The 16,419-nt window shown below is 68.9% G+C and carries 13 protein-coding genes; 9 read left to right on the forward strand and 4 right to left on the reverse strand.

Annotated elements, in window-relative coordinates:
* Positions 1-46: 46 nt before the first annotated feature.
* The 7 genes from ABOZ73_RS13510 to ABOZ73_RS13540 all read left to right on the forward strand — a co-directional run bounded on the left by ABOZ73_RS13510 (position 47) and on the right by ABOZ73_RS13540 (position 6,829).
* Entirely contained in the window at positions 47-1,492 is a 1,446-nt protein-coding gene (locus tag ABOZ73_RS13510; RefSeq protein ID WP_369058653.1) for a hypothetical protein, read from the forward strand.
* Positions 1,489-2,397, forward strand: a complete 909-nt coding sequence (locus ABOZ73_RS13515; protein WP_369058654.1) for a site-specific tyrosine recombinase — start codon at positions 1,489-1,491, stop codon at positions 2,395-2,397. The genes ABOZ73_RS13510 and ABOZ73_RS13515 overlap by 4 nt, the downstream gene beginning before the upstream one ends.
* A 69-nt stretch (positions 2,398-2,466) precedes the next feature.
* Positions 2,467-3,522: a CoA ester lyase gene (locus tag ABOZ73_RS13520; RefSeq protein WP_369058655.1), complete on the forward strand. Its 1,056-nt coding sequence runs from the start codon at positions 2,467-2,469 to the stop codon at positions 3,520-3,522.
* 84 nt (positions 3,523-3,606) lie between these two features.
* Positions 3,607-4,071 (forward strand): carboxymuconolactone decarboxylase family protein, encoded by a 465-nt coding sequence (locus ABOZ73_RS13525; RefSeq protein ID WP_369058656.1) that lies wholly within the window; start codon positions 3,607-3,609, stop codon positions 4,069-4,071.
* Positions 4,058-4,963 carry a sigma-70 family RNA polymerase sigma factor gene (locus ABOZ73_RS13530; protein WP_369058657.1) on the forward strand — a complete coding sequence of 302 codons (906 nt, stop codon included), beginning with the start codon at positions 4,058-4,060 and terminating at the stop codon, positions 4,961-4,963. Before ABOZ73_RS13525 ends, ABOZ73_RS13530 begins: the two co-directional genes overlap by 14 nt.
* Before the next feature lie 34 nt (positions 4,964-4,997).
* The gene (locus ABOZ73_RS13535; RefSeq protein WP_369062545.1) at positions 4,998-6,029 is read left to right on the forward strand and encodes a beta-eliminating lyase-related protein; all 1,032 of its coding nucleotides are present in this window, start codon (positions 4,998-5,000) and stop codon (positions 6,027-6,029) included.
* On the forward strand, positions 6,026-6,829 hold the full coding sequence (locus ABOZ73_RS13540) for a phosphate/phosphite/phosphonate ABC transporter substrate-binding protein (RefSeq protein ID WP_369058658.1): 804 nt from the start codon (positions 6,026-6,028) through the stop codon (positions 6,827-6,829). Before ABOZ73_RS13535 ends, ABOZ73_RS13540 begins: the two co-directional genes overlap by 4 nt.
* Here ABOZ73_RS13540 and ABOZ73_RS13545 read toward each other — a convergent pair.
* From ABOZ73_RS13545 to secA, 4 genes are all read right to left on the reverse strand, one after another.
* Positions 6,826-7,968 carry an NADH:flavin oxidoreductase/NADH oxidase gene (locus ABOZ73_RS13545; RefSeq protein ID WP_369058659.1) on the reverse strand — a complete coding sequence of 381 codons (1,143 nt, stop codon included), beginning with the start codon at positions 7,966-7,968 and terminating at the stop codon, positions 6,826-6,828. The two genes, ABOZ73_RS13540 and ABOZ73_RS13545, sit on opposite strands and share 4 nt — an antisense overlap.
* A gap of 235 nt (positions 7,969-8,203) precedes the next feature.
* Positions 8,204-9,166: an acetyl-CoA carboxylase carboxyltransferase subunit alpha gene (locus tag ABOZ73_RS13550; RefSeq protein WP_369058660.1), complete on the reverse strand. Its 963-nt coding sequence runs from the start codon at positions 9,164-9,166 to the stop codon at positions 8,204-8,206.
* Positions 9,167-9,253: 87 nt separating this feature from the next.
* Positions 9,254-9,853: a TetR/AcrR family transcriptional regulator gene (locus ABOZ73_RS13555; protein WP_369058661.1), complete on the reverse strand. Its 600-nt coding sequence runs from the start codon at positions 9,851-9,853 to the stop codon at positions 9,254-9,256.
* Between the two features lie 70 nt (positions 9,854-9,923).
* On the reverse strand, positions 9,924-12,692 hold the full coding sequence (gene secA / locus ABOZ73_RS13560) for a preprotein translocase subunit SecA (RefSeq protein WP_369058662.1): 2,769 nt from the start codon (positions 12,690-12,692) through the stop codon (positions 9,924-9,926).
* Between the two features lie 173 nt (positions 12,693-12,865).
* Here secA and ABOZ73_RS13565 point away from each other — a divergent pair, with 173 nt between their 5' ends.
* Positions 12,866-15,079, forward strand: coding sequence for a S9 family peptidase (locus ABOZ73_RS13565; protein ID WP_369058663.1), 2,214 nt, complete (start codon positions 12,866-12,868; stop codon positions 15,077-15,079).
* A 165-nt stretch (positions 15,080-15,244) separates the two neighbouring features.
* Complete coding sequence (locus tag ABOZ73_RS13570) at positions 15,245-16,174, forward strand: peptidylprolyl isomerase (RefSeq protein WP_369058664.1); 930 nt, start codon at positions 15,245-15,247, stop codon at positions 16,172-16,174.
* Positions 16,175-16,419: the final 245 nt, after the last annotated feature.

A 16,419-nucleotide genomic window follows, 5' to 3' on the forward strand; every position in this document is an offset into this window, starting at 1 on the left:
GAGCACGGGGTTGGGCGCCACGTTCGGGCCGGGCATAATCACATCCATGGTTCGTCGCAGATTCCTCCCCGCCGCCCTCGCCATCGCAATCTCCAGCCCCGCCTTCGCGCAGGTTGAGGTGACCACCCTGGCGCCGCCCGACCTGTTCTCGACGCCGGTGGGCGCCGACACGGGGCTGGGATCGGACCTGTGGAGAGGGACCTCGCCCGCCATCCTGCGCGACGCGCTGCCCAAGGTGTCGTCCAAGGGACTGTCGCCGGCGGCGCAGGGCTTGGCCCGCCGCCTGCTGATGACCGGCGCCTTCGGTCCGGACGGCGCGGGGAATGATCCCGCCCTCGGCGCGGCGCGTGTGCAGGGCCTGCTGGCCTTGGGCGAGGCGGACGGCGCGGCGGAGATCCTGCAGCGGGCGCCCAACCTGTCCTCCAGCTCAGCCCTGTCGCAGGCGGCGGCGGAATCGGCCCTGATCATCGGCGATGACGCGCGGGCCTGCGCGGTTGCGGAAGCGGTCGCCGAGAACCGCGGCGATCCCTACTGGCTGCGCCTGCGGGCCTTCTGCCAGGCGACGTCCGGTCAGACCGAGGCGGCGCAGCTGACCCTGACCCTCGCCACGGCGCAGGAGCCGAAGGGCTCGGCCTTTCCGCGCCTGATGGGCGCCTTGATCGCCGGCGCCGGCTCGCCAGGCGAGGCGTCGCTGAAAAGCGGCGTCGAGTACGCCATCTCCCGTAAGCTGGGCCTGAACCTGGACGCCGCCCGCGCCAACGCCAGCCCGGCCATCGCCGCGCATTTGGCCGCGCCGCCGGCGCCGCCTGAACTGGCGGCCGGCGACCTGACGGCGGCTGAAACCTCCGCTCTGGCGTTCCTGCGCCGGACCAAGGGGATCGTCGCCTTCACCGAGGCGGCCGTTTCCGCCCGCCCCGTGATCGCGTCCCTGGTCGGCGCCCGGGCGCCGCTGCAGGACCCGCTGCTGTTCATCCGCGCCGCCGTGGCGGCTGGCGACGTGGAGACGGCCCGCGCCATCCGGGGCGGCCTGGTCTCCGACAGCGCGGCGTCTGCCGACGACATGGCCCTGATCGACGCCCTGATCGCGGCGGCGGCCGGGCAGGCCGACGGCCCCACCCTGGACCGGCTGGTCGAGCGCGGCGCCCAGGGCGGCGCCAAGTCGTCCGCCCAGCCGGCGGCCATGATCCTGTGGGCCCTGGCGCCCGCCGACGGCGTGTCGATGAGCGCCCAGGCGCGGGGTGAGTTCGCCGCGTTCGAAGGGCCGCGCTCCAGCGCCTCGCCCGCGCGCCTCGCCGCCCTTGATCAGGCCTCCGCCGCCGGCCTGAAGGGCGAGACCGGCCTGCTGGCCCTCAGCATCGCCGCCGACGCCGGGATCGGCAACTTCGCCAGCGCTGACCGCGCCCGCGTGGTCCGCGCCCTGAACCGCGCCGGCCTGACCGCCGACGCCCGCGCCTTCGCGGCGGAAGGCGTCCTGAGCCTGCAGATCAAATGAGCGCCGGCTGGGTCGAGGCGTTCCTGGAGATGATGGCCGTCGAGCGGGCGTCGTCCAAGAACACCCTGACCGCCTATGGCAAGGATCTGGAGGACGCCGCCGCCTTCCTCAAAGGGCGGGGCCGCGACTTCGCCAGCGCCTCGGCCGAGGATGTGGAAGCCTATTTCGCCGACCTCGGCGCGCGGGGGCTGTCGCCGGCCACGGCGTCGAGGCGACGCTCGGCCCTGCGCCAGTTCCACCGCTTCGTGCTGGGCGAGGGTTGGCGGCAGGACGATCCCTCACGGCGGGTTGAGGCGCCCAAGAAGGGCCGGCCCCTGCCCAAGGTGCTGAGCCGGGACGAGGTGGAGAACCTGATCGCCGCCGCCTTCGAGAAGGACGCCGAGCACGGGCTGCGGTTGGCCTGCATGATCGAGCTGCTCTACGCCTCGGGCCTGCGGATTTCGGAGCTTCTGAACCTGCCGCTGGCGGCCCTGACCCGCGATCCGGCCTACCTGATCGTCAAGGGCAAGGGCGGCAAGGAGCGGCTGGCCCCCCTGAACGAGGCCGCCCGCGCGGCGGTGAAGGCCTATCTTGATGTGCGCGCGCACTTCCTGCCCGCCGGGGTGAAGGACAGTCCGTGGCTGTTCGTCTCGCGCAGCGCCGCCGGGCGCCTGACCTCGCGCCGGGTGGCCCAACTGCTGGACGAGGCGGCGATCAACGCCGGCATCGACCGCGAGAAGGTCAGCCCCCACGTCCTGCGCCACGCCTTCGCGACCCATCTGCTGGAGGGCGGGGCGGACCTGCGCGTGGTCCAGACCCTGCTCGGCCATGCCGACATCGCCACCACCCAGATCTACACTCACGTAGCGGAAGGTCGCCTCAAGGCGGTGGTCGAGGAAAAGCACCCGCTCGCGAAGAAGAGTTGACGCCGTTCCACCCCGCCGCAAGTCTTCTCGCAATTGCAAAAGAAGAAACGATCGCGGGGGAGTGAGACGATGACCGGCAGGACGCCCAGAGGCTTCTTCAAACCCCTGGCCATAGGCGCTCCGGCGCCTTTGCGCGAGCTGCCGAACCGGGTGGAGCGGATGATCCACTTCATCCCGCCGCATCTGGAAAAGGTGCGCGCCAAGGTCCCCGAGCTGCTGGGCGAGGTGGACGTGATCCTCGCTAACCTGGAGGACGCCATTCCCGCCGACGCCAAGACGGCGGCGCGGGCGGGGTTGATCGAGTTGGCGCGGGACGTGGACTTCGCGGCGGCGGGGGTGGGCTTCTGGACCCGCATCAACTGCCTGAACTCCCCCTGGCACCTGGACGAGGTCAGCGAGATCGTCGAGCGGGCGGGGGCCAAGATCGACGTCATCATGGTCCCCAAGGTCGAGGGTCCCTGGGACATCTTCTACATGGACCAGCTGCTGGCCTCGTTAGAGGCCAGGCATGGACTGACCAAGCCCATCCTGCTGCACGCCATCCTGGAGACGGCCGAGGGCGTGATGAACGTCGAGGCCATCGCCGGCGCTAGCCCGCGCATGCAGGGGATCAGCCTGGGTCCCGCCGACCTTGCCGCCAGCCGCGCCATGAAGACCACCCGTGTCGGGGGCGGCCATCCGGGCTATCGGGTGGTCGAGGATCCGCACGCCGATGGTGGAGCGCGGGCCAGCGTCCAGCAGGACCTGTGGCACTACACCTTCGCCAAGATGGTCGACGCCTGCGCGGCGCATGGGATCAAGCCGTTCTACGGCCCGTTCGGCGCCATCGACGATCCGCAAGCCTGCGAGCAGCAGTTCCGCAACGCTTTCCTGATGGGCTGCGCGGGCGCCTGGAGCCTGCACCCCAGCCAGGTCGCCATCGCCAAGACGGTGTTCTCTCCCGACCCCGCCGAGGTCGCCTTCGCCCGGCGCATCCTCGAGGCCATGCCCGACGGCACGGGCGTCGCCATGCTGGACGGCAAGATGCAGGACGACGCCACCTGGAAGCAGGCCAAGGTCATAATCGACTGCGCCCGCCAGATCGCGGCAAGGGACGCCGGCTACGCCAAACTCTATGGGTTCTGAAAAAATCTCGGCGGGCGTGTCACATCACGGAGCGCCATCTCGTCTTCAGGTCGAACGTGCATGAGGCACGGATGGAGACGACCAATGACCCCGCGACTGACCAATCCCCACAAGCTGGCTCCCGACGGCATCAAGGCGATGATGGCTCTGGAAGTCAGCATCATGAACAGCGGCCTGGAACGCAGCGTGATCGAGTTCGTGAAGCTGCGCGCCTCGCAGATCAACGGCTGCGCCTACTGCATCAACATGCACGCCACGGACGCCCGCAAGCATGGCGAAAAGCAGGTGCGCCTGGACCTGCTGCCGGCCTGGCGCGAGGCGCCGGTCTATACGGCCCGTGAACGCGCCGCCCTGGCCTGGACCGAGGCCCTGACCCTGGTCGCCCAGACCAACGCCCCCGACGCCGACTATGAGCAGGTGAAGGCCGTTTTCAGCGACGCCGAGCAGGTTCACCTGACCCTGCTGATCGGGGCGATCAACGCCTGGAACCGCCTGCAGGTCGGCTTCCGGGCCCTGCCGGCCCTGGACCCCGTCGATGTCGCGGCCTGAGGACGCCACGACCACAGTATTCGAGGCGCATCGGTCCCGGCTGACGCGCCTCGCCTACCGTATGCTCGGCTCCCTGAGCGAAGCCGAGGATGTAGTGCAGGACGCCTGGCTTCGATGGCGGTCGGTGGACATGGCGGGCGTCCAGAACGCCGGCGCTTTCCTGTCGCGCACCGTCACGCGCCTGTGCCTCGACCAGATGAAATCGGCGCGCGTGCGGCGCGAGACCTATGTAGGCGCCTGGCTGCCGGAGCCGCTGATCGCGGTCGAGGCCGAGGAGCCGATGCAGGACGACCTGACCCTCACCCTGATGCTGGCGCTGGAGCGGTTGTCGCCGTTGGAGCGCGCGGCGTTCCTGCTGCACGACGTGTTCGGCGTCGGCCTGGACGAGGTGGCGGGAACCCTGGACCGAGAGCCGGCCGCCGTGCGTCAGCTGGCGGTCCGCGCCCGGCGGCATGTGCAGGAGGCGCGCCCGCGCTATCCCGTGCCGCAGGAGGAGGGCGACCGCATCGCCCAGGCCTTCTTCAACGCCACCCGCAGCGGCGACCTGGACGTGCTGCAGGGCCTGCTAGCCGAAAGCGTCGTCATCCGCGCCGACGGCGGCGGCAAGGTGCTGGCCTTCATCAATCCCATCGTCGGCATCGAGCGGGCGATCCGCCTCTACAAAGGCCTGTTCCGCAAGGAGATACTCCAGGACGCGGCCATGGTGCGGCCCATGTGGATCGACGGCTTGCCCGGCTATGTCAGCCGCGAGCGCGGCGGCGTGCTGCAGACCACGGCCTTCGAGATCGAGGATGGCCGCATCGTCGCCGTCTACATCACCCGCAATCCAGACAAGCTGGGGCGCGTGACGCAAGCGCTGTCCGCCATGCCTGGCGCGACGGGCGCGCATTGATCCGGGCCTTGGCCGGGCGGTAGAAGGCTTGGCCCTGCATACCCAAGGATCGCCCATGGCCGCCCGCTACGACTTCGCTTCCGACAACGTCGCCGGGGCCATGCCCGAGGTGATGGAGGCGCTGGTCGCCGCCAATGCGGGGGCGGCCTCGGGCTATGGCTCCGACCATGTCAGCGCCCGCGCGGCCGACCTGATCCGCCAAGCGCTCGACGCCGACGCGGTGGTGAAGTTCCTGCCGTCGGGCACCGCCGCCAACGCGTTTGCGCTGGGCTGCCTGGCCCAGCCGCACGAGGCGGTGATCGCCCATGAGCACGCCCATATCTGCACGGACGAGACCGGGGCCCCCGGCTTCTTCACCCACGGCACGGGGCTGATCGGCCTGCCGGGGGCGAGCGGCAAGATGGAGCTGGCCGCGCTTCAGGCGGCCCTGGCCGAGCCGGACGTCTCCTATCGCCAGCCGGCGGCGGCCCTGTCCCTGACCCAAGCCACCGAATACGGCACGGTCTATTCCGGCGACGCCCTGGCCGCCCTGACCGCCGCCGCCAAGGCCAAGGGTTATGGCGTCCACCTGGACGGCGCGCGCCTTGCCAACGCAGTGGCGGCGGGATTCGACCTGAAATCCGTCGCCAAGATGGGCGTCGACATCCTGGTCATGGGCGGGACCAAGGCTGGCTCCACCCCGACCGAGGCGGTGGTGTTCTTCGACAAGAGCTTCGAGCGCCGGCTAGAGGCGCGGATCAAGCATTCGGGCCAGTTGATCTCCAAGGGCCGCTATCTGGCCGCGCCGTGGATCGGCATGCTGGAGAGCGGCGCCTGGGCCGACCGCGCCGCCCACGCCAACGCCATGGCGCAAAAGCTGGCCGCCCTGATGCCCTTCCCGCTGCTGCACGCCGTAGAGGCCAACGGCCTGTTCGTCCAGATGGATGAGCCGACGCTTGAGCGTCTGCGCGGCAAGGGCTGGTTCGTCTATCGCTTCCTCGACGGCTCGGTGCGCTTCATGTGCTCCTGGGCGACGACGCCGGAGATGGTCGAGGAACTGGGCGAAGCCCTGAAGGCGGTCGCATGAGGGCGCTGCTGGCGGGCCTGCTGGCGCTGGTCGCGACGGGCGCGGCGGGCGAGCCGCGTCCCCTGGCCTTCGCCACCTATCACTACGCCCGTTACGACCGCGCCATGGCCCTGACGCCGATGGCGGAGCATCTCAGCCACGCCCTGGGCCGCAAGGTGACGGTGCAGGTGCTGGAAAGCCCGGACGCCCTGGCCGCCGCGATCCGCGAGGGCAAGGTGGACGTGGCGGTGACCAACCTGTCGGCCTATCTCGGCTCCGCCCAGGCGCCGGCTACGCGTCCGGTCGCCATGTTCGACGTGCCGCCCGCGACGCTGGACGCCTATCGCGGCGTGCTGCTGGCCCGCGTCGGCGTCGATCTGAAGACGCCGGGCCTGCGCTATGTGCGGGTGATCCCCGGCTCCACCTCCGGGGCGCTGGTGCAGGCGCCGTGGGTGAAGACGCGGGGGCTGAGCCTGACCGACGCCGGGTTCGCCGGAACTCACGACGGGGCCATGAACCGCCTGCTGGACGGATCGGCCGACATCGCCGCCCTGGCCGAGGAGCCGTGGCGAACCCTGAAGGCCCAGAAGCCGGCGGAGGCCGCCAAGCTGGTCGAGCTTTGGCGCTCCGACCCCATTCCGCCCGGCCCGGTGGTCTGCGTGCAGAGCGCGCAGGTGGCTTGCGACGCCGTGGCGGCGGCCCTGACCGCGTCCGCCGCCGCGTCCCCGGCCGAGGCCCTGTCCCAGGGCTGGTCGGAGACGGCGGGGGCGACGCGGCTGATCCCGGTCGATCCCGCGATCTACGCGGCTTTCCTGCGCTAGGCGGCCAGGCCGAACTTCTTCTTGATGCCCTTGATCGCCTTCACCGCGTAGCCGGTGGCGGCGGGCCAGGTTGCGTCGCCGATGTGTTCGGGATCGAGGACCGCCTTGGCGTCCTGCGGCCAGTTCGGGTTCTCAAGGAAGGCGCGGCCGATGGCGACGATGTCGGCGCGGCCCTCGGCGATGATCGCCTCGGCCTCCTGCGGCTGGGTGATCAGGCCCACCGCCATGGTGGCGATCCCGGCCTCGCGGCGCACGGTCTCGGCATAGGGGGTCTGGTAAAGCGGGCCCGGCTTGTTGGCGGCTTCCATGGACGTCGTCAGGCCGCCCGAGGAGCTGTCGACCACGTCGACGCCACGCGCCTTCAGTTCCTTGGCCAGGACGACGCTGTCCTCCAGCGACCAGCCGCCGGGCGTGCCGTCGACCGTGGACAGGCGCATGAACAGCGGCTTGTCGGCCGGCCACACCGTACGGACAGCCTCCACCGTCTCCAACAGGAAGCGCATGCGGCCGTTGATGTCGCCGCCATACTGATCGGTGCGCTGGTTGGAGATCGGCGACAGGAACTCGGTCAGCAGGTAGCCGTGGGCGCCGTGAATCTCCAGCACCTCGAAACCGGCGGCCAGGGCGCGCCTGGCGCTGTCCACGAACTTGCCGGTCAGGACCTGGATCTCGTCCGCGGTCAGGGCATGCGGCGTGGGATAGCCCTCCGCGAAGGGGATGGCGCTGGGCGCCACCGTCCGCCACGGGGCTTCACCCGGCTTGGCGTTTTCGGCCGTGACCGGGCCGCCGCCCTCGAAGGGACGGTGGGTGCTGGCCTTGCGGCCGGCATGGCCGATCTGGATGGCAGGAACCGCGCCCTGGCTCTTCAGGAAGGCGACGATGCGGGCCATCTGGGCCTGCTGCTCGTCATTCCACAGCCCCAGGCAGCCGTGGCTGATGCGGCCTTCCGGCTCCACCGCGGTGGCCTCGACCATGACCAGGCCGGCGCCGCCGATGGCGAAGCGGCCCAGGTGCACGAAGTGCCAATCGTTGGGGACCCCGTCCGTCGCCACGTACTGACACATCGGCGAGACCGCGATGCGGTTCTTCAGCGTCACGTCGCGAAGGGCGAGGGGCGTGAACAGGGCGGGCGTGGACATACGGAAACGGCTCCAGTTTCGGTTGCCGTTTAGCTATGTGCTCTACGCCCGCGATGAAGGGGGGAGGGGGGCGAGATTTTCTGGAAGCTCTAGGGCCTCGCTCGCCTTTTCTCGTCTCCCCAGGCCTTGTGCCTGGGGTCCCTGTGTCGGCGGACATGACGCATCCGGTGGAGAACCACCGATGATGCGGACGCAGGGACCCTCGCCACAAGGGCGAGGGAGGCGGCTTTAAGCCTTACGCCAAACCCTTGCGGCCGATGGCGTAGAAGCGGTCGGCGCGTTGTTCGCGCAGCTGGTCCGGGGACAGGGCGGACAGGGCGTTCAGCTCTTCCTCCACCGCGTCGCCCACGGCCTTGATCGCCGCGGCCGGATCGGAATGGGCGCCGCCGGCCGGTTCGCCGACGATGCGGTCGACGATGCCCAGCTTGATCAGATCTTGGGCGGTGATCTTCATCTGCTCGGCGGCGTCCTTGGCCCGGGCGCCGTCGCGCCACAGGATCGAGGCCGCACCTTCGGGGCTGATCACCGAATAGATCGAGTGCTCGAGGATCAGAACGCGGTTGGCGCCGGCGATGGCGATGGCCCCGCCGGAGCCGCCTTCGCCCACGATGGTGGCGATCATCGGCGTGCCCAGGGTCAGGCAGCGCTCGGTCGAGCGGGCGATGGCCTCGGACTGGCCGCGCTCCTCGGCGCCGATGCCCGGATAGGCGCCGGCGGTGTCGACGAAGCTGATGACCGGCAGGTTGAAGCGCTCGGCCATGTCCATCAGGCGCACCGCCTTGCGGTAGCCCTCCGGGCGGGCCATGCCGAAGTTGTGCTTCAGGCGGGTGGTGGTGTCGTGGCCCTTTTCGTGGCCCATGACCACCACGGGCGTGCCGCGGAAGCGGCCCAGGCCGCCGACGATGGCCTGGTCATCGGCGAACTTGCGGTCGCCGCGGAGCTCCACGAACTCCTCGATCAGGGCGCCGACGTAATCGACGAAGTGCGGGCGCTGCGGATGGCGGGCGACCTGGGTCTTCTGCCAGGCGTCGAGCCCGGCATAGGCCTCGGCCCGCATCTTGCCGGCGCGGACGCGCAGGGCCGAGATCTCGGCGTCGAACGCGCCGGGACCGGCCGTCTCCGAGAGACGGGAAAGTTCTTCGATCTTGGATTCGAGTTCGGCGATCGGCCGTTCGAATTCGAGATAATGCGCAGCCATGGAGTGTTGAACGCTTCCGCCCCGGGAAAGGCGCCGAAACTAGGGGGGACGGCGCTTCGGAGCAAGCCGCACGGCTTCACGCTGTCGTCAGCTAGGCCGAAGCCCCTTGCCCAGGGCGTGAAAGATCAGGCCGCGCACGGCCGCTTCGTCCGCCTCGGGCAGCTTTCCGGCGAGGCGCAGGCTCATCACCCCGTGCATGGCCGCCCAGAAGGCCAGGCCGATCTGGTATGGGTCGCCCGCCAGCACGCCTTCGTCCACCAGGCCCTGCACATAGGCGGTCATGGTGGCGCGCGACCGCTCCACCGCCGCCACCAGGTCCGGATAGTCGGCCTCGTTCGGCTGGGCGATGTCGACCATCAGGCGATAGGCCTGCGGGCTTTGCGTGGCGAACTGCATGTAGGCGGCGGCCACGGCCTGGGATTTGACCCGCGCGTCGCCCGTCGTGCCGGAATAGGCCGCCTCCATGGCCGAGGCGAAGCGCTCAAAGGCGCTGGTCCGCACGGCGGCCAGGATCTCGTCCTTGTCCTTGAAGTAGCGATAGGGGGTCATGGCGCTGACCCCCAACTCCGCCGCCACCTGGCGCAGGGTCACCCCCTCGGCGCCGCGCTCGGCGAACAGCCGCTCGGCCACGGCGCACAGGCGCTCGCGGAAGTCGGTGATCTCGGCGGTGGATAGGACGCGGGGCATCCCCGCTGATTTACAGCATAAATCAGCGGGCGGAAACTTCTCCTCCCCCGCTGCGCAGGGAAGGAGATATCTAGATCAGCGCACCGTGGCAGTGCTTGAACTTCTTGTTCGAGCCGCAGGGGCAGGCCGCGTTGCGGCTGGTGCGGTCCCAGCCTTCCGGCAGGGCGGTGACCGGCAGGGCCTCGCGGGCCTGGTTGTCGCCGGGAGCGCCGCCGAACATGGCCGCCGCACGCTCGTTCTCGCCTGTCATCGGGTCCATGTGGACCTCGATGAGGCCGGTCGGGGACGGCTCCGGCGTCGGGTCGGCCATCTGGATCTCGACCGTCATCAGCCAACGGGTGGTGTTGGTGCGCAGGTCGACCAGCAGCTTCTCGAACAGGGAGAAGGCTTCGGTCTTATACTCGTTTAGCGGATCACGCTGGGCGTAGCCGCGCAGGCCGATGACGTTGCGCAGGTGGTCCAGGTGCATCAGGTGTTCACGCCACTGCAGGTCGATCATCTGCAGCAGGAAGTTTTTTTCGATCTGGCGGGTCTGCTCGGGGCTGAGCAGGGCCTCGCGTTCAGCGGCGCGCGCCTTGATCGCCTCGGCCATCCGGTCGCGGATCTCTTCGTTGGCGATGCCTTCCTCGGCGGCCCAGTCCTTGAGCGGCAGGCTCATGCCGAAGATGTGGCCGACGCGCTCTTCCAGACCCTCGATGTCCCACTGCTCGGCATAGGCCTTGGGCGGCAGGTGGCGTTGGACCAGATCGTCGATCACGTCCTCGCGCATCTCGGTGACGATCTCCGACAGATCGGTAGCCTCCATGAACTCCTGGCGCTGCTCGAACACGGCCTTGCGCTGGTCGTTGACGACGTCGTCGTACTTCAGGAGGTTCTTGCGGATTTCGTAGTTGCGCTGCTCGACCTTCTTCTGGGCGGTCGCGATGGCGCGGTTCAGCCAGGGGTGGGTGATGGCCTCACCCTCCTGAACGCCGAAGGTGCGCATGATCGCGTCCAGACGGTCGCCGGCGAAGATGCGCAGCAGATCGTCTTCGCAGGACAGGAAGAACTTCGACGTGCCGGGGTCGCCCTGACGGCCGGTACGGCCGCGCAGCTGGTTGTCGATGCGGCGGCTTTCGTGGCGCTCGGTGCCCAGCACGTACAGGCCGCCGGCGTCCAGCGCCTTTTGCTTGTCGTCCTTGATCTCGATCTCGATCTCGGCGCGGCGCTGGGCTTCGGCCTCGCCGGTCACGGCGATGCCCAGCCCTTCCTGCTCTTCACGCCAGCGCGAGACCTTCAGGTCGACGTTGCCGCCCAGCTGGATGTCGGTGCCGCGGCCGGCCATGTTGGTGGCGATGGTCACCGCGCCGGGGACGCCGGCGTCGGCCACGATCAGGGCTTCCTGTTCGTGGTAGCGGGCGTTCAGCACGTTGTGCGGGATGCCCTTGGTCTTCTTGCCGTCGACTTCGAAGCTGTGCTTGTTCATCAGCTCCGAGAGCTGCTCGGACTTCTCGATCGAGGCCGTGCCCACCAGGATCGGCTGGCCGCGGACGTAGCATTCCTCGACCTGCTTGAGGATCGCCTCATTCTTCTCGGCCTCGGTGCGATAGACCTCGTCGTCGAAGTCGATGCGCTTGATCACCCGGTTGGTCGGGATCTCCGAGACGTCCATCTTGTAGATGTCGCCGAATTCCTGAGCCTCGGTGGCGGCGGTGCCGGTCATGCCCGACAGCTTGGAATAGAGGCGGAAGTAGTTCTGGATCGTCACCGAGGCCAGGGTCTGGTTCTCGGGCTGGATATCGGCGCCTTCCTTGGCCTCGATGGCCTGGTGCAGGCCTTCGGACAGGCGGCGGCCGGACATCATGCGGCCGGTGAACTCGTCGATCAGGACGACTTCGCCGCCCTTGACGATGTAGTCCTTGTCGCGCGTGTACAGGACGTTGGCGCGCAGGGCCTGGTTCACGTGGTGGACCAGCGACACGTTGGCGGCGTCATAGAGGCCGGCGGTGTCCTCGGCCAGGTGGCCGCCCTCGGTCAGCATCTCCTCGACGCGCTCCTGGCCTTCCTCGGTGAGGATGACCTGACGCTGCTTTTCGTCGTGGTCGAAGGTCGCGGTGTCCTTGATCAGCTCTTTCACAAGGACGTCGATGGTCTTGTAAAGCTCGCTGCGGTCTTCGGTCGGGCCGGAGATGATCAGCGGGGTGCGGGCTTCGTCGATGAGGATCGAGTCCACTTCGTCGACGATCGCGAAGTTGTGGCCGCGCTGCACCATCTCGCGCACGTCATAGACGAGGTTGTCGCGCAGATAGTCGAAGCCGAACTCGTTGTTCGTGCCGTAGGTGATGTCGCAGCGGTAGGCCGCTTGGCGCTGGCCCTGGCTCAGGCCGTTGACGATCACGCCGACGGACAGGCCCAGGAACTTGTAGACCCGACCCATCCACTCGCTATCGCGGGTGGCCAGGTAGTCGTTGACGGTGATGACGTGGACGCCCTTGCCGCTAAGGGCGTTCAGATAGACGGGCAGGGTGCCGACGAGGGTCTTGCCTTCGCCGGTCCGCATTTCGGCGATGCCCCCGCCGTGCAGGACCATGCCGCCGACCATCTGCACGTCGAAATGCCGCAGACCGATGGCGCGCTTGGCCGCCTCGCGGACGGCCGCGAAGGCTTCGGGCTGCAGGGAGTCGAGGGATTCGCCCTTTTCGATCCGCGCCTTGAACTCGGCGGTCTTGCCGGCCAGCTCAGCGTCGCTGAGGGCCTCGAACTGCGGCTCCAGCGCGTTGATTTTGGCGACCCGGGCTTGATAGCCCTTCACCTTGCGTTCGTTGGAGGAGCCGAAAAGCTTTTTGGCGAAGCCGAGCATGCGGGGAAATGTTCCGTGAAAACCGGTAGGAGCGAGGCTGCGGCCCGTTAAAACCGCTGGAAAATCCGCCTCGTTCAGCGCGCCGGAGACTTAAGCAGCGGTCCAGCCAGTGTCAACGCGAGCGGGCATATCTAGGCGTTGACCGTGGCCTATGGGACGCCCAAAGACGCTGAATGCGCCAGATTGTTCCCGTCGCCCTCGCCGCGATCTTGTCCGCCGGCTCCGCCCAGGCCGAAATCCTCACGCCCGAGCGGGTTTTCGCCGACCGCGACCTGAATGGGCCCAAGGCCCTGGGCGTGGCCCTGTCGCCGGACGGCAAGCGGGTCACCTATCGCAAGGCCAAGGTCGAGGATCAGAAGGTCACCGATCTGTGGGCCGTGGACGTACAGGGGGGCGAGCCCTACCGCCTGGTGGACGCCCGCGCTCTGTCGCCCGAGACCAAGGCCCTGTCCGAGGCCGAGATCGCTCGCCGCGAGCGGATGCGCATCGCCCAGACCGGCGTGGTCGAATATCACTGGGACGAACAGGGGCGCTTCATCCTGGTTCCGGTGGACGGCGACCTGTTCCTGGCCGAGGCGGACGGCGGCAAGGTGCGCCGCCTGACGCAGACCCGGGGCGACGAGGTGGACGGCAAGGTGTCGCCCAAGGGAACCTATGTCTCCTTCGTCCGCGAGCAGAACCTGTACGTCCTGCCCCTGGCCGGCGGGGCCGAGCGCGCCCTGACCACGGACGGCAAGGACACCCTGACCTGGGCCACGGCCGAGTTCATCGCCCAGGAGGAAATGGACCGCAACACCGGCTACTGGTGGTCGCCAGACGAGACCCGGATCGCCCTAACCCGCGTGGATGAGAGCGGCGTGGACGTGGTGCCCCGCCTGGACATCGGCGCCAGCGGCGCGACCTCGGTGGCCCAGCGCTATCCCCGCGCCGGCCGTCCCAACGCGGTGGTCGAGGTCTATGTGCACGACCTGGCCAGCGGCGAGAAGGTCAAGGTCGACCTGGGCGCGGACAAGGACATCTATGTCGCCCGGGTGAAGTGGTCCGAGGACGGCAAGACCCTGTACGTCCAGCGCCAGACCCGCGACCAGAAGCGCCTGGATCTGCTGGCCGTCGATCCGGCCACGGGCGCGGCGAAGGTCATTCTCACCGAGACCTCGCCGCACTGGGTCGAGCTGAGCGACGATTTCAGGCCCCTGAAGGACGGCTCCTTCCTGTGGTCGTCAGAGAAATCCGGCTTCCGCCACCTGTATCTGCACGCCGCCGACGGCCGCCTGATCCGCCAGGTGACGAAGGGCGAATGGCCGATGGACGCGCTGGCGGGCGTGGACGAGGCCAAGGGCGTCGCCCTGTTCGCGGCCTCCATCGACACGCCGCTGGAACGCCGGCTCTATTCGGTCAGCTACAAGGGCCCCGCCGCGCCCAAGGCCCTGACGCCCGCCGGCGGCTGGTGGTCGGTGGACGTGGCCGAAGAGGGCGGCGCCTTCGCCGGGACCTATTCGGACCCCAGCACCCCGCCGCAAACGGCCCTGTACGACGCCAAGGGCAAGCGCGTGCGCTGGATCGAGGAGAACCGCCTCGACGCCAGTCACCCCTATGCGCCGTTCAAGGACAGCCATCGGGTCCCGACCTTCGGTTCGATCAAGGCGGCGGACGGGCAGGACCTCTATTACGGCCTGACCACGCCTCCGGGCTTCGACGCCTCGAAGAAGTACCCGGTGGTGGTGCTGGTCTATGGCGGCCCGACCAGCCAGACCGTGACCAAGAAGTGGTACGAGCCGCGCGAGCGCCTGCTGCTGGACGCCGGCTACATCGTCTTCCGCCTGGACAACCGGGGCTCGGTCAATCGCTCCGTCGCCTTCAAGACCGCCCTGGACCGCAAGCTGGGCACGGTTGAGGTCCAGGATCAGATCGCCGGGGCGAACTTCCTGAAGACCCTGCCCTATGTCGATCCCGCCCGGATCGGCGTCGTCGGCTGGTCCTACGGCGGCTACATGTCCCTGATGCTGCTGACCCAGCCCAATTCCGGCTTCTCGGCCGGCATCAGCGGCGCGCCGCCCACCGACTGGTCGCTGTACGACACCCATTACACAGAGCGCTTCATGGGCACGCCGCAGGATAACGCCGCCGGCTACAAGGCGTCTGAGGTCGGGCCGCGCCTGAAGGACATGTCGGGCGACCTGCTGCTGGTCCACGGCATGAGCGACGACAACGTGATCTTCGAGAACGCCACCCGCGTCATGGCCCAGATGCAGGCCCAGGCGCAGCCGTTCGAGACCATGCTCTATCCGGGCGAGCGCCACAGCGTGGTCCGCAGCCCGTCCAAGGGCCTGCACGTCTGGAAGACCTATCTGGACTTCCTGGGGCGGAAGCTGAAGCCGGGGAGTTGAGGCGTTGCGTGCTTCGACGGGTCGCTGGCGCTCCCGCCCAGCATGACGAAGTCTTTGCACCGAATTCGCCATCCTGAGCCGCCCGCGCCAGCGGGCGAGTCGAAGGACGCACTGGCGCCCGTCCCCGACTGGCGTTACGGAGCCTTGAAGCCGCAAGGAGTCTTCATGACCTTGTCCGCCAAACGTCCCGCCTTCCTGATCGTCGCCTTGCTGGCGGCGAGCCTCACCCTGGCCGCCTGCGGGCGCAACGCCGGGACCGAGAAGCCGCCCGAGCCGGGCGACGAGGTCGTGGCGCGCGTCGACAGCCGTCCGGTCTGGACCAGCGACGTCAAGCGCGAGGCCGTGGCCCAGGGGCTGATCGGCGAGGCGGATCCCCTGGATCCGTCCTCGGACCTGTTCCGTCGTGTGCTGGACGAGGTGGTCGATCAGAAGCTGCTGGCCGCCGAGGCCCTGAAGCAGAAGCTGGATAAGGACCCCGCCGCCCAGCGCCGCCTGGACGCCGCCCGCGAGCGCATCCTGGGCGACATGCTGGTCGAGGGCGTGGTCGAGAAGGCCGTCACCGACAACGCCATCCGCGGCCTCTATCAGGAGCAGTTGAAGCTCTCGAAGCGGTCGGAAGAGATCAAGGCGCGCCAGATCCTGGTCCCGACCCAGGCCGATGGCGAGGCCGTGCGCAAGCTGCTGTCCACCGGCGCCTCGTTCGAGGCCCTGGCCATGGAGCGCTCCACCGACGCGGCGACCCGTTTCAACGGCGGCGATCTTGGCTACTTCACCGTCGACGTGATGCCCGAGGCCTATACCGCCGCCCTGAAAGACGCCGCCGTGGGCTCCATCGTAGGTCCCTTCGCCACCGAGGGCGGCTTCGCCATCGTGAAGGTCGAGGACAAGCGCACCGAGGAGCCGATCACCATCGAGGCCGCCCGCCCGCAGATCGTCCGCTTCTTGACCTATGATCAGGTCCGCGACCTGCTGGAAAAGCTGCGCGCCAAGGCCAAGGTCGAAACCCTGCTGCCCAGCCAGCCCGACATCCCCGGCGCGCCGCGCGAACCCGCCGCCGCCGCTCCCGCTTCCGCTCCTGCCAAGGCCGATTCATGAGCCGTACGCCCTCCCAGACCCCGGGCAAGACCCCGGGCAAGACCCCGGCCAAGACTTCGGCCAAGACCGCCGCCAAGAAGAGCCCGGTCGCCAAGCCGCTGGAGAAGGTCGGGCAGGTCGTCGAGCACGCGCTCGATCCCCTGGCCTCGGCGCTTAAGCGTCCGTTCACGGGCAAGGCGCAGGCCCAGCAGGCCGCCGCGCCCGCCGGCGCGCCGGGCAAGCCCGGCCTGGCGGTGTCGCCCCTG

The organism is Caulobacter sp. 73W, from assembly GCF_041021955.1.
GTDB lineage: Bacteria > Pseudomonadota > Alphaproteobacteria > Caulobacterales > Caulobacteraceae > Caulobacter.